Origin of the sequence: Fusibacter bizertensis (genome assembly GCF_029914245.1) — a bacterium.
GTDB lineage: Bacteria > Bacillota > Clostridia > Peptostreptococcales > Acidaminobacteraceae > Fusibacter_C > Fusibacter_C bizertensis.
Genome location: NZ_JARYZI010000003.1, coordinates 172037 through 189323, shown reverse-complemented (window position 1 = coordinate 189323; position 17287 = coordinate 172037). Strand labels below are relative to the sequence as shown.

Sequence of the window (17287 nt, the reverse complement as noted above, 5' to 3'; positions counted from 1 at the left end):
ATGGCTAAGTGGACTTTAGAACAAAAAGCAGCAATTGAGATGAGAGGTGCTAACTTACTTTTGTCTGCAGCAGCAGGTTCGGGAAAAACTGCTGTACTAGTTGAGCGCATTACGCAATTGATATTGAGACGTGAAGTGGAGATTCATAAATTGTTGGTGGTAACTTATACCAACGCTGCAGCAAGTGAGATGAGAGGTCGAATTGAACAAGCTCTTTCAGACGTAATTGAAAAAAATGAAGGAGACTCAGTCTATCTTAATGAACAAATCAAACTTCTCAATAGGTCTAGTATCAAGACTTTTCATGCCTTTTGTTTAGATGTGATAAGAAACAATTTTCAAAAGATTGATTGTGACCCTGGTTTTAAAATGTTGGGTGAACCAGAACGACTCATCTTAGTTCGCCAGGCGATTGAAGAAGTGCTTGAAGACGCTTATGAATTGAAAAATCCGGATTTTTTAGCATTTGTTGAAGCGTACTCTGGCAACAGAAGTGACGAAAAACTAATTGAAATGATTTTGCAAATATATGGGTTTATTCAAAGTCAGCCTCATCCTAATCAATGGTTAGAAGCCCAAATTTCTATTTTTGAAAATAGAGATCATCCAATGCGGAAAAAATGGATTGATTTGATGATGTATTATTTTAAAGAAAAAATTAATAGTGGTATATCACTTCTCGAATATGCGCAATCGCTTTGTGTTTTGCCTCAAGGACCTGAACCCTACTTAGTTACACTTGAGTCTGATATCAAGAAATTAAGTCAATTGCTTGAAGCTTCAGAGGATATCGTTGCATTTGAACAAATGATTTTGAACCTCAAATTTGATCGTATTGCAAGTATTAAGAAAGGCGAAAGAGAATTATACGACGAGTTGCTGATAGAAGAAGTAAAATCAAATATTCGTGATAAGATGATTAAAAAGCAAGTGGTAGAAAATATCAAAGTGTTTTTTGATTATAAAAGCATAGGTGAGTTTGATTCTGAACTAGATGTGATGACACCTATGATCAATCAACTTAGCCAACTGACAATCGCTTTTTCAGAGCGGTATCAAATGCTTAAGAGAAAAAGAAACTTGATGGATTTTAATGATTTAGAACATTTTGCTATTCAGATTTTAGAAGATGAACTAATCAGTCAAAGTTATAGAGACCGATTTGAATATATATTTGTGGATGAGTACCAAGATTCAAGCGGCATTCAGGAACATATTATTCAGAGTGTATGTAGACCAACTAATCTTTTTATGGTTGGCGATGTGAAGCAAAGTATCTATAAGTTTAGACTTGCTGACCCAGAATTGTTTATCGGTAAGTATAAAGCCTTTACAAAATTTGAGGATATAATAAAAAAGCTTGATCATAATCCAAATGAGTATGATCAACTTGATGCTGATGATGTACTTTTAACCAAGGTAAATGAGCATATTGCAAAGCACGGTTCACCAACACATATAAGGATCGACTTAAGAAAAAATTTTCGTACTCGAGGCGATATTCTGGATAAAGTAAATAAGGTTTTTCAAGAGATAATGTCGGATGATTTAGGTGAAATTACCTATGATTCAGATGCAAAACTATATCCGGGGATGCATTTTGAGCCATGTTCAAGTCCATTTATGGAAATAAACCTAATATCAAAAATAGATATTGGTGATGCTTTTGATGATGAATATGACGAAAGTGATATTTCTGAGGATGATGACGACGAATTTGTGGAGGCATTAAAAACTGAAGAACTAGAAGCAAATGCAATTGCTAATGTGATAAAAAAGCGTCTAGGAAGTGCAGTCTATCATCCTAAACAAGGAACGGTTAAGCCTTGCTCTTATCGTGACTTTGTTATTCTACTGCGAAGCTCGCGTTCATGGACACCTACTTTTGAGCAAGTTTTTATGGAGGCAGGTATCCCACTTTATGCTGATAGTAATTCAGGATACTTTGATGCACTTGAGATAAAATTTGTTATGGCACTTTTGCGGATCGTAGATAATCCATATCAAGACGTACCGTTACTTACCGTTTTAAGATCCCCAATTGTTGGACTGAGTATTGAAGAAATCATATGGATTAAATCATCGGTAAGTGAAAAACAGCACTACTACAAACGTATATTTGCTGCCATTGAAAATGAATTAATTCCTATGGAAAGTAGGCAAAAACTAATCGATTTCGTTCGTATGATCGATGATCTAGTTATGAAATCAAAGTATTTACCACTTGACGAGTTAGTATGGGAAGCAATTGGACAATCCAATTTTTTCTATTATGCATCAGCGATGCCAGGTGGTGTTTCTAGGCAAGCTAATTTAAAGCTATTAGTAGATCGTGCAAATGAGTTAAAGAGCTCCAGGATTGTTACACTAGGTCATTTTATCGATTTTATTGATAAAATGAACATCGGCAGTGGTGACTTAGGTGTCGCCAATGTAATTGGAGAAGATGAAGATGTTGTGAGGCTCATGAGTATTCACAAATCAAAAGGACTTGAATTTCCAATTGTAATAATGAGTGGATTAGGAAGAAAATTTAACTTTATGGATGCACAAGGTGATTTGATGCTACATAAGCATTTGGGAATTGGCCTAAGCAAAGTTAATAGCGAGATGCGTGTTAAGTCTAAGATATTACCTCAATTTGCCATAAGAGAGCAACTTAGACGAGAGACTTTATCTGAGGAAATGCGTGTCCTTTATGTTGGCTTAACTCGGCCGGTAGATCAGTTGATATTATTTGCAACTGTTCGAGATGTGCAGAAGAAACAAAAACATTGGGAGAGAGCGACAGATATGCTTTCACTTATCACCGCAGGTGGCTTTATAGATTGGATTATGACCAGCCTGATTAGCGATAAAGAGGTAAAAATTAATTATCTCGATCAACAAAGATTGGCAAAAGCAACTATTGAAGAGGAATATAAAGAGAAAAGTCAAATCGAAAAATTTAGAGTAATGGTAACTACTCCAAGAGATGAATTAGTTGAGACATCTAAAAAAACTGCTTATTATGAGGAAGTAGATAAGAGATTATCATTTGAACCTGTTCACAAAATTAGTGAATATAAGCCAATAAAAATTTCTGTTTCAAGCAAAAAAAAGGAAGGCGAACAAGAAACATTTGAGCTAGCGAAGATGTATGAAGCGCCTAAATTTCTATCTGAAGAAGTTGGTATTACACCTGCAAAGGTTGGTTCTGCTATGCACTTAGTTTTAGAAAAGATTGACATCAATATGAGTGCTGATAAAAATCAAATTGCTACCTTTATCAATCAATTAGTGAATCAGAATTTGATTGAGTTGCCCATTGTAGATAAAATTGATATCACTAAGATTCAAAATTATCTAAATTCAGAGTTTGTGAGTAGGTTGCGTTTAGCTTCAAAAATCTACAGAGAAACGCCTTTTGTGCTTAAAGAAGATGGTCAGTTGATCCAGGGAATTATCGATATATATTTCGAAGAGCATGATGATTTAGTGCTTGTGGATTACAAGACAGATAGAGTTACACATCAAACCATTGATTCAGTTTCTAGTAGGTATAAAATTCAATTAGATTTATATGAAAAAGCACTTGTCGAATTATCTGGAAAACAAGTCAAACAAAAGTATATTTATTTTACCAGTATTGATTATCTATATGAGATGTGATGAGGGGGATGATATGTTGAAAAAAGAATTGGAAGCAGCATTATATGCTGCAAAATGCGCAGGAGATAAAATACTGGATGTGTATGCTAAAGATTTTTCAGTGCTTTATAAACTCGATCAATCCCCAGTGACAGAAGCTGATGTATTGGCAAATCAAGTTATTTTGGATATACTTGAAAATAATTTTCCAGAAGATGGTTTTTTATCTGAAGAGGTTGTGGATGATGCCAGCAGGTTTGTTAAGCGTAGATGTTGGATCATAGATCCACTTGATGGCACAAAAGAGTTCATTAAGAAAAATGGTGAGTTCTCAGTTAGTATTGGACTGGTTGAGAACAATCAAGTGATTTTAGGTGTTATATATATTCCAGTTAGAGAACGATTTTATTATGCAACCAAAGATCAAGGTGCTTTTAGGCTTGAGGATGGAGGTGTGCCTGTCAAACTCTCTGTTTCAAGTCGAATAAAGCCATTTAATTTATTAATCAGTAGGTCACATCCATCAAAGAAAACTTTAGCTTTGCAGAAAGCGTTTGCTAAAGATATTTTAAGTGTAACTGAAATGGGAAGTGCAATAAAAGGTTGTTTGATTGCCGAGGGCTTATATGATGTTTATTATAATTTTGGTCGATCGATGAAGTGGGATACATGTGCTATGGAGTGTATTGTACATGAAGCGGGTGGCATTATGAGACGACTTGATCATCAATACATTGATTATAGTGAGGAAGATATGCATAATTATGGTTTCTATATTATTAACCGCATTGAAAATGAAATAGATATTTCAAAAATTTAGCAATTGGCTTTTGGAGGCGTACGTGACAAAAAAATATGAAGTATTATTATTTGATTTAGACAATACACTTTTTGACTTTGAACATGCTGAATACAGTGCGCTACAAAAAACTGCTGAAAAATATGGTGGTGAGATAGCATTTGAAGAATTTGAAGCAATGTATCATGCTGTTAATAAGCCGTTATGGGGAGCTCTAGAACGAGGAGAAATTACAAGTGACATAATTAAGACTGAAAGGTTTGTTCAATTGGTAGATCGCCTTGGTCTATATTTTGATCCGATAGATATTAGTCAATATTATACAAAGCGTTTAGGAGAAGGAATACAAAAAGTTCCATATGCTCAGGAACTATGTACAAATCTGAGTAAAAAATATAAATTGGTTGCATTGACCAATGGTATACAGTCTGTTCAAGAAAATCGACTTAGACTGTCTGGTTTATATATATTTTTTGACGCAATTATTATCTCGGAGGCAGTAGGGTTTAGTAAGCCTGACGAGAGAATTTTTACAGAAGCATTATCGCAAATTGGACACAAAGATCGAAATACGGTTCTGATGATAGGTGATTCTTTAAAAGCTGATATTGCAGGCGCTTTTAATGCTGGAATTGATGCTTGTTGGGTAAACTTGAAACTAGCTTCTCAACCCAGTGAACAGAACTACAAAATGATGGTCCATAAACTAGAAGATTTAGAGGCTATATTAAAATAAAGATTTGAATTTTGTCTTTAAAAAGGTACAATAGCATTAGATTGTACTTTTGGAGGCAAAAAATGCAGTATCAAATTATCAAAAAAAAAAATTATGAGAGCAATACATGGACTCACGGTGAAACGACTCAATTAAAAATTTATCCACATGATGGTGATTATAAAAACAGAGATTTTTTATGGAGAGTTAGTTCGGCGACAGTAACTAAGGAACTTTCGGATTTTACAGTTCTTTTTGGGATTAAACGCTGGATTATGCCTTTTGATCATCAATTACACTTATCACATCATCAAAATGGAAAGCCAATGTATAGCATCACACTGAATCCTTATGAATCTCATTGTTTTAAGGGTGACTGGGAGACAAAAAGCAAAGGAATTGCAAGAGACTTTAACCTTATGTTAAATGAAGGTGCGTATGGCATACTAAACGCAGCTAAAGTTTCTGAGGATGGTAAAGAATTAGGTAGTATTTTTCCAGAAGCATTTGATGAGAGGCTACCACTTGCAGATCACAAGTTAACACTTGGAATCTATTCAAGAGAAGGAAATATCTCTTTGAATGTTTCAGATACTATGAGTATCTTGTTACCTTGTGAAGATTTATTATTGTTAGATTATACTTTGGTTGAAGTTGATGAGATAAAAAAATATCGACTTAAACATAATGGTGTAAATTCATCTCAAGTGGTTCTATTTGCTGTTACTTATTAAAATTTGAGATGAAAGTTAATTGATACAGATATAGATAAAGATAAATCCCATGACTAAGATAGTGTATCTTGGTCATGGGATTTTTTTAGGATGTTTTTCCGAATTCATCATCTTGCAGTTCTTTTAGGGGCTCTTCCTCTAGGATATCAGTAACTGGTTCATCAAGTATAGGTAAAAAAATAGTAAAGGTAGTTCCTTCGTTAAGTTCACTAGCAACATGAATTGTACCACCATGCTGTTCAATGATAATTTTGGCAATTGATAAACCAAGTCCAGTTCCACCGTGCTGATTTTCTCGCATTTTTGTTCTGGATTTATCAGCTCTATAGAAGCGATCAAAGATATTTGGAAGATCCTCTTTAGAAATTCCGATGCCATTATCGGAGAGTACTATAATTGAGTGTTTTTCTGAACGTCTTAATGTAATTTTGATTTCTCCAGAATCGGGGGTGTACTTGATAGAGTTATCTATAAAGATTCGAAATGCTTGTTTGAGTTTGTCTGCAGAACCGTGGATGAAAATGTCTGTTTCAAGTGTGTCAATAATTTGATGTTGCGTGTCAATCAATCGTGTTTCCTTGACAATCTCTGTTACCAAGTCACTAAAACTAAACTTGGTAGTATCCATTTTGAGTGTTCCTTTATCATTTCTAGCAATAAACAATAAACTTTCAACTAGGCTGTGCATATTGTCCGTTTCACCGAGAATTGCTTGAATACTTTCTTCTAAGATAGCAGGGTCATCTTTTCCCCATCTGTTTAACATACCTGCATATCCCTTGATTACTGCGATAGGCGTACGTAATTCATGAGACGCATCTGAAACAAATTGTTTTTCACGTTCATAACTTTTTTGAATGTCAGTTAACATTTGGTTAAAAGTAAGTGCTAAGTCTTTGAGTTCGTCTTTTGTACCACTTACATTGAGCCTAGTACTCAAATTGTTTGCCGACATATCTTTAACTTGATCTGTCATAGTCACAATTGGCTTAAGATGTTTTTTCGCCATTTTTGAAGCTGAACGTATGGAGGATAAAATCAAAACAAAGCAAAGTACAAAACCAATAGGAAAAGTAGCTTCAATATTATTGGTTTGCTCTTGCATATTTGATTTTAACGCAATATAGTACATCGTACCATCTTCAAGCAAAATAGAATCTGTTTCAAACAAGGTTGGAAAATTTGGAAAATCTCTTAAATTATATTCTGAAATCTGCATAGCTGTATCAAAATTTACTGGGTCATCAGTATTTGAAAAGATCTGAATATGTTGGCTATCATATACATAATAAGAAAGCGTATGAAAATCTAGATAATCAGTAATTATGTCTGCTTGATAATTTTGTTCTTGAGACATAACTTGACCGATATACCTTATATCTTCTTTTATCGTTTGCTGTGCATCGTAAAATAAATAATATGAGAATGAGATATATACAAAAAAGAATAAAAATGCGATTAAAAAAACAAGTCTTATAGCATAACCAATGGTGAGTTTAAACGTGATATTAAACCGAATCAACGAGACAAAACGATCGTAACTTACTGAAAAATAAGACTGACCTGCTTTGCGTTTATCTCTTTCAGCCTCAATGTGTGCGATTCTTTTTTTAGTAACTTCATCTTTAGTAAGTTTAGGTTTCTTTTGAACCTTTGGTGGTGTAGTTACTATTGAGGGTTGAACTGGTGGTTTAATGGATTTTTCTGTTATAACTTGTTTCATCTGAGTTTTAATAACTTTTTTAGCGGGATTTTTAGACTTTGTTGCAGATGTTTCCCTTGGTTTGTCTCTTCGCTTTGAATGCTTTGTTTCTGTTGAATTTATGGTTTCTTTACTTATGATCTTCATCTTTAAATAGGTAACCTACCCCTCTAACCGTGTGAATGAATTTTGTGTTAAAACAATCGTCAATTTTGCTACGCAAATAGCGAATATAGACATCCACTATCTTTGTTTCACCAAAATAATCATAGCCCCATACTTTGTCCAAAATTTGTTCTCTTGTCAAAGCGATGTTTCTATTTTCAGCCAAATAATGAAGTAAATCAAACTCTGTTTTAGTGAGTTCTATTGGTGTCTGGTCATAATATGCTATATATTGATTGTAATCAATTTTGAGACTGCCAGACAAAAACAAGTTTGTATTCACAGGGATTTGCATGGTGACTTTTCGAAATATACGTCGAATTCTTGCTAGGAGTTCTTCAATTGCAAATGGCTTAGTCATATAATCATCAGCGCCAAAATCAAGTCCCATGACTTTGTCCATGGTATCATCTTTTGCAGTTAACATGATAATAGGAACTTCAGAGTTGAGTCTGATTCTTCTACATACTTCCATGCCATTGAGTCCAGGAAGCATAATGTCAAGTACAATTAGATCAAATCCAACTTCTAGTGCTTTTTCGAGCCCCGTTCTGCCATCATTTGCGGTTTCAACAGTAAACCCTTCGTGTGTAAGTTCCAGTTCTATAAATCGTGCAATCTTGATATCATCTTCAACAACCAAAATCCTTTGCATTTTCTACCTCCAAAGTTTCATTTCTATATTCATCTATATTACAACTATAGCATTTCAATTGGCTATTTTAAAGTAAAAAGAGAGAAACCGATGGCTTCTCTCTGAGTGTTTGATACCCTATTACTCCATACGATCTTCATTTTCTTTAGGAGCTTCCTCTTTGTCTTCGCCGAAATGGAATGTTTTATCGAAATTCACATTTTTTCCTTCGTTGTCTAATATGGAAATTTTATATCCAAATAGATAAGGTACGATCAATAGAAACATTGATACTGGCATAGTAAAAAGGATGAGTAGTGCTGCAATAGTTAAAGGAATATCTAAGACACGTTTACCTTTATTGCCTACTACGAAACTAGTTTTATGCATTTTAGCAAAGAATTTTTTCATATCGTCAAAGAAATCGTTGTTCTGTTTTTGATTTCTTCTTTGACCTGAACGTGGGTGTGGATGTGGTGGTCTATTAGGTTTAGGACCGGGTTTTGAATATGCTGTTTTATTTGAAGCCTCTAGATAGATAAGTGCTTCTACCATATCGCCATCATGCATCTCAAGTGCATCTTTAGCTTCTTTATAACTTATGTTAGCTCTTTCCATGAGCATATCGATTTTTTCTAAACTTACTGCCATATTATGCCTCCTATAATATTTAATTGACTTACGCCTTAACTTAATTTATTTTAACAAATATTCATTAACTCATCACCAAAGAATGGTTAGAATTTGGATAGAATTAATTGTTTTGATCTGAATTAGGTGTATGTTCCTTAATCCAGTCGCTTATATCAGTAACTTTGCCATTGTTCTTTTTAAGTTGCATTTTAATACCGAAGAAAAATGGCAGAACGAGTACGATTACTGAAAATGGCATTGCGAACACCGCAAAAATCAAAACCAATAGTAGTGGAAGTTCAAGGTGAACTTTATCTTCTTTTTTCCAAAGTACTTTGATCAACATAGCCTTCTTGAGTAGTTTCAGTGCTTGTTTTCCCCAGAATTTAGCTTGTAGCAATAGGGTTTCTTTTTTTGCTTCAAAAGCAGCCTTTTTTGCCTTTGAATCATCTGATTGTGATTTTGCTTGTTGTTGTTCAATTTGAACAATTGCTTCAACTACATCGCCGCCACATGACTCAAGCATTTCTTTCGCTTCTTTATAACTTACTTTAGTTCGCTCGATTATTTTTTCAATATTTTCAAGTGTAACTGACATTTTAATTCCTCCTTATTTTCGTTTGATTTCAAGTTACTATGATTTGAGTTTATTATATCTACTCTACGTTAATACGAAACCAATGAATGGTTAAAAAACAGATAGAATCAACTTAATAACACATGAAAATAATTGTTAAGAAACCGTAAGCGACATTAATGAATGTTAACAGTTTTTCTATTGACGATATAGTTCACAAATGATAATATCAATATCGTTGACAGGTTAATAAGATTGAATTGCATATAGATTTACATTTATCCCCCCTTTTTTAATAAATGTAAATTGTCAATTCCGACGCATTGGATGCGTCTTTTTTTTTGATTTGTCATGGTAAAAAATGGGATATTGACTTTGCTTGTAAAAAGAAATAAACTTTAACTGCACATCTACTTCAGCGATTAAGCCATTTATGGTTTAAGGAAGGATTGGTCAAAGTAATGGAGAATAATCGTTTAATTATTTGGGGAAATTATTTTGGGTTTATGGTCATGGGGATGATCGTCATCTCTTTTGGCGCTACAATGCCATATATAAGAAGAGAATTCACATTGACCTTTGAACAAGGTGGGTTAATATTGGCAATATTTTCTGCGAGTTATTTAATAAATGGGTTGATCAGTGGGATTTTAGTGGATGGTATAGGCCACAAATGGGTGCTATTGATTGGAAATGCAGGCTATATATTGGGGTTATTAATTTTAGCTTCTTCTAACTGTTTAGTTACAATATATTTTGGTGTGTTGGTATTAGGACTTGGATGGGGATTTTGTAACTCAGTTGTAAACATACTAGTGAATGATTCAAGCGAAGGGGATTCAAAAGCCATGAGCTTACTTCATATGTCTTTTGGCGTGGGCGCTTTTGTTGTTCCATTGTTATTCAATGGTCTTTTAATGATAGGCTTCACTTGGAAACACTTGATGTTTATTTTAGCACTCATGGCTTTGATTGCAGAAATTATAGCTATCAAAATGAAAATTCCATTTATTAAGCCAATGAGGCAAAATGATAATCACCGAATCAAATTGCCTTGGCGCTACATTATCATATATATGTTTATTTTATTTTTCTATGTAGGGGTTGAGAACGCTTTTAGTGGTTGGATGGTAAGTTATCTTGAAACTGGACTTAATTTCTCGGAAGGTTTTTCTCAAGGGCTACTGTCGACGTTATGGTTAACCATGATATTCGGGCGATTTGCAACAGGAACCTTTGGGAGAAAGATGGATAAAGCAAAGTACCTTGTCTGTGTCAGCTTTACAGCATTTTTGGGAATGTTTATATTTTGGTTAAGCACTTCTGAAGTTTGGATAGCCCTTTCTGTTATATGTATAGGTCTATCACTTGCGGGCATTTATCCACTGACGATAGCTGATGCCAATCGACATATCCGTGGATCAGGCGTAGCAACCGCAATTGTCATCTCAGGCGGTGGTATTGGCGCTACTATCATGCCGTATTTAACTGGTAAAGTTGCAGATCGATATGGGGCGATTGCCATCATAAGCTCAATATTGGTTTCAATCGTGTTTATGTTTTTCTTTACGGCTTTGAACTGGAGACAACAAAAAACACGAATCTAATCTATATCCTAGAATTAATGGTTAAAAACAATTGCGATCTGGTGTTCAAGTTCAGCATATAGGGGATGATCAGCAATAGGTCTTAACAAATCAAGAATTGCAGTATAATACCATTTTTGGTCTTCATAGCCAGCATTAAATTTATCCCATAAGGGTTCACCTAATCTGTCTAGATGCCTATAAATACTTTTTATATTTGTTAGCTTGTCTACACATACAATATAGAGAACATCCATAGGTGCTTGAGATAAGTTTGCAAGATAGTTTAGTTTTCGTTTTTTCCAAGAATCCTCTTTATTGGTTTCTGAACAGTATTTGACATATAAAGCCACAATTGGTCCAAATTCACGTTTGATATCTTCAAGTGTCAGTGGTGTGTCTTCTACTGTATCGTGTAAAATCCCAGCGATGATAACTTCATCTGATAAGTTGTGTTTGGCTAAAGTGATACCAACTTCAATAGGGTGTGCTACATAAATATCTTGATCAAGTTTTCTGATTTGTCCCTCATGGGCTTTAATTGCAGTGTGTATAGCATTATAGATTAGCATAGGTTCTCCTTGAATTTTGATTTTATTTTATCACAAAATGTGAAACAGTTACTAACAATTATTTTAGAGGTGTATGTGATGATTTATGGAAATGGTGTTGATATTGTAGAGATTAAAAGATTTAAAGAGATATTAGAACGAAATCCAAGATTCTTAACGCGAAATTTTTCTGATGATGAGAATCAGTTGTTTAAAGAAAAACAAATGAAAGTTGAAACTATAGCAGCAGGTTTCGCAGCAAAAGAAGCGATATCAAAGGCTTTTGGTACTGGCATAAGAGGGTTTAATTTAATTGATATTGTAGTTCTAAGAAATGAAATGGGTAAGCCAATTGTCGTTTTAGAAGGAAATGCGAAGACTATTGCAGAATCTTTGGGAATTACTGCCATAGAACTATCGATTTCACATTCTAAAGACTATGCTGTAGCGTTTGCCATCGCCCTTAGTTTGTAAAAGATAAATTTAATATAGTATTATTTGCAAAAAAGCGGTAAAATAAACAAGGTATTTCATACTATGATCAACAAAATGGCGTTTTATAGACTTAAGTGACAAGATGCGATTCTTCAAAATAAAATGATGGAGAAATGTTTATGAATACATTGACAAGACCAGTCTGGGCTGATATTAATCTCGATCATCTAGCACATAATATGGTGCAGGTAAAAAGGATTACAAAAGAAGGTACTATAATTTCTGCAGTTATTAAAGCCGATGCGTATGGACATGGAGCACTTCAAGTGGCCAAAACCCTTCTTAAAAATGGCGCAGATCGTTTTGCTGTTGCAACTTTATCAGAGGCACTACAACTTAGAAGTGCTTTTTCGGAAACTGAAATTATGGTGTTAGGCTATACACCTGATGAGTTAATCGAAGATGCAATTAAAATGAGAATTATTCAAACAGTATATTCTTATGAACAAGCTTATGCTTTTAACAAGGCTGCTGAAAAGTTAGGATGTAAATTAAAGGTTCATATAAAACTCGATACAGGTATGAGACGCATCGGTATGGAGATTAATGATCAAACTGTTTTAGATATTTGCAAAATTGCAGAGATGCCGTACCTGACAATTGAAGGGATATTTACTCATTTTGCAGTTGCGGATGAACTTGATAAGACTTTTACACATCATCAAGTTCGTTTGTTTCAAGATATGATTAAGCGACTAGAAAGTAACAATGTAATTATACCGATTAAGCATGTATGTAATAGTGCAGGTATTATTGATCTTCCTGAATATCACTTTGATATGGTAAGAGCAGGAATCATGCTGTATGGGCTGTATCCTTCTAATGATGTGAAAAAAGACCGTGTGGAGTTAAGACCAGTAATGTCTCTAAAAGCTAAAGTAGCACATGTAAAAACTGTTGAGTCAGGTGAAGGCGTAAGTTATGGTCTAAAGTTCATTGCACCTCAACCAACTCAAGTAGCAACGTTGCCGATTGGTTACGCTGATGGTTTTACAAGGCAACTGACTGATAAAGCAATAGGGATCATCAACGGTGTGATCAAACCAATTATAGGTAGAATTTGTATGGATCAATGTATGATGGAGGTAAATGATTTAACAGTAAATGTAGGTGATACTGTTACTTTATTTGGTGAAGCTGACGCAGTACAAATTCATATTGATAGGTATGCTGAAATTTTGGGTACAATAAACTATGAAATTGTATGTATGATAGGCAAACGTGTTCCAAGACGATATATCTTAGATGGAAAGGCGTTTGAAGTTGTAGACATGATTTTGAGGCAAAAATAGAGTTCTTTGTGGTAGAAAATATAATTTTATGGTATCATTAAAATTATTGGTGAATACACCTACATGTGCTTATGGAGAATAAGTACTATTTGAATGGAGATGATTTAGGAAGTGAATATTAAACGAGGCGATGTCTTTTTTGCGGATTTATCTCCTGTTCGTGGTTCGGAACAGGGTGGACAAAGACCTGTATTGATTATACAAAATGATATTGGTAATAAATATAGCCCGACTGTAATTATAGCAGCAATAACCGCAAAGATTGCCAAAGCAAAGCTTCCAACACATGTTGAAGTTGGTGCTTCACAGGTTGGTTTGCTAAAAGATTCAGTTGTATTATTAGAGCAAGTTAGGACAATTGACAAAACAAGATTAATTCAAAAGCTGGGACAACTTGAGGGTGATGTGATGTTACGTGTTGATAAAGCACTTGTGATCAGCTTGGGTTTATATGATGACGCTACATAATGCCTGTATATTTATATGCAGGTTTTTTCATGATAATCACAAATAGTGGAGGCATTACTTGAAAAAGAAACTATATTTGGTAATTTTATTAATTAGCGTAATTGCAACCGGTGTGTTGCTTTACGGTCGCATAGATGTAGAAAGGCAAACGAAAAGTGTTGAAATTCTTGCGGATTACGAAGAATTTGCGATAATGGCAAATCAACAAGGAATGACTGAATCAGAACTTTTTACTGTGCTTAAAGATGCGGGTGTGACAGGGGTTGTATTAAAAGAAGAAACACTTTATAGTATGGTGGATGAACAAAAACCACTTGAATACAGTTTGTATAAAAATCTTATAAAAGATTTAGATTGGAAAGAGAATTATGGTCCAAAGGCACTTGAATATCTAAATAGTGATCAAACGGGTGACTTTGATATTGTTGTGAGGACTTACGATTCTTCTATTTATGATTTTTTAAAATCGGGAATTGAAGCAAGATATGATTCTGAATTTTATCATTTTTTTGACGAAGGATCCGTTAAAACGATTGTTCTAAAGGGAACAATTAAGGATATTTATTTTACTGAAGATATGAGATACAAAGATTATCTATCACGTGGAATAAAATTACCAAGAGAAGCCGTATCATCAGTGATTGAAGATATTGGTATGGGATATGATCCTGTTAAAGTGAACAATGTTCTTAATACTGGATTAGATGTAAACTTAAGACCAAGTAACTATGATAAATACAATGATAAACTCGTGGATGCTTATTTTAATGAAGTGGAAAAGTACGACGCAATGCCTAATGTCATTATATTTAATGGTAGAGAGGTCATGAGTTATACCGCTGAAAAGGGTAATTATTCTCAAGAATTGTATGATAAATTAAAAGCGCTTAATCTTCCAATAGGAATGGTTGAAGCTGCAGATCAACTTGGATTTTCAGAACAACGTGGTATTGATACTTTAGCTAAAGACTTAGATTATAATGTCGTGAGAGTATTCCCGATGATTGAATACATTCAACAGAGGTACAATTACCTTGGCTATTATGAAGGTGCTAAGGAAATCGAGAATACATTATATCGTGCAATAACAGAGAGAAATATTAGAGTCATTTATTTTAGACCCTACAAAGATAGTAAATTCACTTATTATACGGACTTAGATGAATATAAGAAAACCTTTGATGGATTGGCGACTCGATTGGAAGCACATCATATAACAATTGGAAAACCAAGTGTTATGCCATATCATAATGCCTCTATTTACTTGGTGATCCTATCTGCTTTTGGTCTTTTGATATTAGGATTAATTTTATTAAAACTCGTTTTTGATATAGCTGAGAAATTTGAGTGGATTCTATTTGCTGTTGGTTTACTAGGTATTGTTGCAATTAATTTTGTTGCGCCCAATTTGAGTATTGAACTCTTTGCGTTTACAGCTGCCAATGTATTCCCAATACTTGCGATTTTATTCTTAATCGAGTTTGTTAAGGACATGATGTTGAGTAATAAAGTATTTACACTTAAAGGTATAATTGCTAAGTATGCAACTGCGTTAAGTGTTGCTGTTACAATGTGTTTACTTGGTGGACTATATGTTGCGAGCTATATCTCTAGAGCTGATTATTTACTTGAAATTAGTTACTTCAGAGGTGTTAAGGCGAGCTTACTTCTTCCAATTTTTGCTTTTGTAATCATCTATATAATAAAATTGGGCTATAAGCGTCAAGTAAGAGAGCTTGACGAGAACACTTATTTTATTGATGATATAAAACGTTTTCTTACGGAAGATGTAAAGTTATATTATGCTTTAATTGCGGTAGCGCTAGCTGGTGTTTTCTATGTTTACCTAGCGCGTTCAGGACATGACACTAATATTGAAGTGTTGGATATAGAATTGATTTTTAGAAACTTTTTAGAAGATGTAGTTTTAGCTAGACCGAGGACTAAAGAAATTTTCTTAGCATTTCCTGCGCTCTCAGCAGGTATATATTTTGCTGCAAGAGGATATAACAAACTTTTATTCCCATGTTTGTTTGGTGCTGTAATTGGATTGACATCAGTGGTGAATACATTCTGTCATTCAAGAGCACCAGTATATTTATCAACAGTAAGAGAACTAACATCACTTGCATTTTCACTAGTGATTGGCATAGTGGTCATCGTAATATTGGATTTATTAAATAAAGTATATGTGTCACATTTTGGGAGTAAAAAATATGAATAAAATAGTTATTTCTGGGTTTTATGGTTTTCATAATATTGGTGATGAAGCAATCTTGAAAACACTAACACAGCAGTTAAAGAAACTAGATCCAAATGTTGAGATTACTGTTTTGTCTCATAGCCCAGAAGAAACGATGTTAAAATTTGGAGTCAAAGCCATCAATAGACGTGATGCCTTTAAAGTATTCAATGCAATTCGAAAATCAAAGATTCTGCTAAGTGGTGGAGGAAGTTTGCTACAAGATGATACAAGTGCTAGAAGTATACACTACTATCTTGCTATTTTGAAAATGGGTTTATTTCTTAGAAAAAAAGTATTTTTGATAAGCAATGGAATTGGCCCATTAATTAGAGACAGTAATAAACGTAAAGTTGCTAAGATTTTAAATAAAGTTGATCATACAACGGTAAGGGATGACAATTCAAGACAGCTCCTTGAAGAAATTGGTGTAAAGCCATCAAAAGTTTCAGTATCTGCAGATTTAGTCATTGCGATGGATATGCAGCCAAAAGACGTTGGTGAAAAAATTCTAAAAGAGTTAGGCATTATTGATGACTCGAGGAAACGTCTTGCAATAGCAATAAGACAAAAAGACTTTAGAACTGAGGAAAAAAGAGCACAGTTGATAAAGCTTGCTAATGAACTTGCAAAAAAACACTCTGTAATTTTTATCCCTTTTTATTATAAGAATGATACTAAAATTTATGAAGACATTCATGAATTTACCGATTCACATGTGTATTTTATTAACAATAAATATAACTCTGATGAGTTTATGAGTATACTTCAAAATATAGATATGTTAGTTGGTTCTAGATTGCATTCGCTAATCTTCTCTTTAGTCGCTGAGATTCCATTTATTGGAGTCAGCTACGACCCTAAAATTGAAAACTTTATGGATATGATTTCTATGAAACCAGTATGTAGTATGTCTACATTTTCTTCGGAGGTCATAATAGATGCAGTTGAAGCATTGGAAGATCAATATGCAGTTAAAAAGTTGGAAGTTTTAGAAGCAAAGAAAACCTTGAGGAAACGATTGGATATAAACGATATCATGCTTAAAAAGGTACTTTAATGGA

General features: G+C 34.0%; 15 protein-coding genes. 10 read left to right on the top strand and 5 right to left on the bottom strand.

Annotated features, from left to right (window positions below):
• The 4 genes from QE109_RS06090 to QE109_RS06075 all read left to right on the top strand — a co-directional run bounded on the left by QE109_RS06090 (position 1) and on the right by QE109_RS06075 (position 5878).
• Positions 1 to 3651 carry a UvrD-helicase domain-containing protein gene (locus tag QE109_RS06090; protein ID WP_281093527.1) on the top strand — a complete coding sequence of 1217 codons (3651 nt, stop codon included), beginning with the start codon at positions 1 to 3 and terminating at the stop codon, positions 3649 to 3651.
• A 13-nt stretch (positions 3652 to 3664) separates the two neighbouring features.
• Positions 3665 to 4450, top strand: a complete 786-nt coding sequence (locus tag QE109_RS06085; protein ID WP_281093526.1) for a 3'(2'),5'-bisphosphate nucleotidase CysQ family protein — start codon at positions 3665 to 3667, stop codon at positions 4448 to 4450.
• 22 nt (positions 4451 to 4472) lie between these two features.
• Positions 4473 to 5165, top strand: a complete 693-nt coding sequence (locus QE109_RS06080) for a YjjG family noncanonical pyrimidine nucleotidase (RefSeq protein ID WP_281093525.1) — start codon at positions 4473 to 4475, stop codon at positions 5163 to 5165.
• Between the two features lie 62 nt (positions 5166 to 5227).
• Positions 5228 to 5878 carry a HutD family protein gene (locus QE109_RS06075; protein ID WP_281093524.1) on the top strand — a complete coding sequence of 217 codons (651 nt, stop codon included), beginning with the start codon at positions 5228 to 5230 and terminating at the stop codon, positions 5876 to 5878.
• Between the two features lie 85 nt (positions 5879 to 5963).
• Here the strand turns inward: QE109_RS06075 and QE109_RS06070 are convergent, their stop codons facing one another.
• The 4 genes from QE109_RS06070 to QE109_RS06055 all read right to left on the bottom strand — a co-directional run bounded on the left by QE109_RS06070 (position 5964) and on the right by QE109_RS06055 (position 9610).
• On the bottom strand, positions 5964 to 7727 hold the full coding sequence (locus tag QE109_RS06070; protein WP_281093523.1) for an ATP-binding protein: 1764 nt from the start codon (positions 7725 to 7727) through the stop codon (positions 5964 to 5966).
• A complete protein-coding gene (locus QE109_RS06065) occupies positions 7711 to 8400 on the bottom strand; it encodes a response regulator transcription factor (protein ID WP_281093522.1) in 690 nt (229 codons plus the stop codon). The genes QE109_RS06070 and QE109_RS06065 overlap by 17 nt, the downstream gene beginning before the upstream one ends.
• Positions 8401 to 8520: 120 nt before the next feature.
• On the bottom strand, positions 8521 to 9030 hold the full coding sequence (locus QE109_RS06060) for a DUF4342 domain-containing protein (protein WP_281093521.1): 510 nt from the start codon (positions 9028 to 9030) through the stop codon (positions 8521 to 8523).
• Positions 9031 to 9133: 103 nt separating this feature from the next.
• Positions 9134 to 9610 carry a UBA domain-containing protein gene (locus tag QE109_RS06055; RefSeq protein ID WP_281093520.1) on the bottom strand — a complete coding sequence of 159 codons (477 nt, stop codon included), beginning with the start codon at positions 9608 to 9610 and terminating at the stop codon, positions 9134 to 9136.
• Positions 9611 to 10050: 440 nt separating this feature from the next.
• Here QE109_RS06055 and QE109_RS06050 point away from each other — a divergent pair, with 440 nt between their 5' ends.
• A complete protein-coding gene (locus tag QE109_RS06050) occupies positions 10051 to 11196 on the top strand; it encodes an MFS transporter (protein ID WP_281093519.1) in 1146 nt (381 codons plus the stop codon).
• A gap of 14 nt (positions 11197 to 11210) precedes the next feature.
• Here the strand turns inward: QE109_RS06050 and QE109_RS06045 are convergent, their stop codons facing one another.
• Positions 11211 to 11747, bottom strand: coding sequence for an HD domain-containing protein (locus QE109_RS06045; protein ID WP_281093518.1), 537 nt, complete (start codon positions 11745 to 11747; stop codon positions 11211 to 11213).
• A 78-nt stretch (positions 11748 to 11825) separates the two neighbouring features.
• Here QE109_RS06045 and acpS point away from each other — a divergent pair, with 78 nt between their 5' ends.
• The 5 genes from acpS to csaB all read left to right on the top strand — a co-directional run bounded on the left by acpS (position 11826) and on the right by csaB (position 17283).
• Complete coding sequence (acpS, locus tag QE109_RS06040; RefSeq protein ID WP_281093517.1) at positions 11826 to 12200, top strand: holo-ACP synthase; 375 nt, start codon at positions 11826 to 11828, stop codon at positions 12198 to 12200.
• 140 nt (positions 12201 to 12340) lie between these two features.
• The gene (gene alr / locus QE109_RS06035) at positions 12341 to 13513 is read left to right on the top strand and encodes an alanine racemase (protein ID WP_281093516.1); all 1173 of its coding nucleotides are present in this window, start codon (positions 12341 to 12343) and stop codon (positions 13511 to 13513) included.
• A 111-nt stretch (positions 13514 to 13624) separates the two neighbouring features.
• Positions 13625 to 13981, top strand: coding sequence for a type II toxin-antitoxin system PemK/MazF family toxin (locus QE109_RS06030; protein ID WP_281093515.1), 357 nt, complete (start codon positions 13625 to 13627; stop codon positions 13979 to 13981).
• 58 nt (positions 13982 to 14039) lie between these two features.
• On the top strand, positions 14040 to 16205 hold the full coding sequence (locus QE109_RS06025; protein ID WP_281093514.1) for a DUF5693 family protein: 2166 nt from the start codon (positions 14040 to 14042) through the stop codon (positions 16203 to 16205).
• A complete protein-coding gene (csaB, locus tag QE109_RS06020) occupies positions 16198 to 17283 on the top strand; it encodes a polysaccharide pyruvyl transferase CsaB (RefSeq protein ID WP_281093513.1) in 1086 nt (361 codons plus the stop codon). The genes QE109_RS06025 and csaB overlap by 8 nt, the downstream gene beginning before the upstream one ends.
• Positions 17284 to 17287: the final 4 nt, after the last annotated feature.

Bases quoted from the DNA above. Each gene is read 5' to 3' on its own strand.
- QE109_RS06060 (WP_281093521.1), bottom strand. From the start codon at position 9,030: ATGGCAGTAAGTTTAGAAAAAATCGATATGCTCATGGAAAGAGCTAAC.
- QE109_RS06075 (WP_281093524.1), top strand. From the start codon at position 5,228: ATGCAGTATCAAATTATCAAAAAAAAAAATTATGAGAGCAATACATGG.
- QE109_RS06090 (WP_281093527.1), top strand. From the start codon at position 1: ATGGCTAAGTGGACTTTAGAACAAAAAGCAGCAATTGAGATGAGAGGT.
- QE109_RS06085 (WP_281093526.1), top strand. From the start codon at position 3,665: ATGTTGAAAAAAGAATTGGAAGCAGCATTATATGCTGCAAAATGCGCA.
- QE109_RS06045 (WP_281093518.1), bottom strand. From the start codon at position 11,747: ATGCTAATCTATAATGCTATACACACTGCAATTAAAGCCCATGAGGGA.
- QE109_RS06065 (WP_281093522.1), bottom strand. From the start codon at position 8,400: ATGCAAAGGATTTTGGTTGTTGAAGATGATATCAAGATTGCACGATTT.
- csaB (WP_281093513.1), top strand. From the start codon at position 16,198: ATGAATAAAATAGTTATTTCTGGGTTTTATGGTTTTCATAATATTGGT.
- QE109_RS06050 (WP_281093519.1), top strand. From the start codon at position 10,051: ATGGAGAATAATCGTTTAATTATTTGGGGAAATTATTTTGGGTTTATG.
- acpS (WP_281093517.1), top strand. From the start codon at position 11,826: ATGATTTATGGAAATGGTGTTGATATTGTAGAGATTAAAAGATTTAAA.
- alr (WP_281093516.1), top strand. From the start codon at position 12,341: ATGAATACATTGACAAGACCAGTCTGGGCTGATATTAATCTCGATCAT.
- QE109_RS06055 (WP_281093520.1), bottom strand. From the start codon at position 9,610: ATGTCAGTTACACTTGAAAATATTGAAAAAATAATCGAGCGAACTAAA.
- QE109_RS06070 (WP_281093523.1), bottom strand. From the start codon at position 7,727: ATGAAGATCATAAGTAAAGAAACCATAAATTCAACAGAAACAAAGCAT.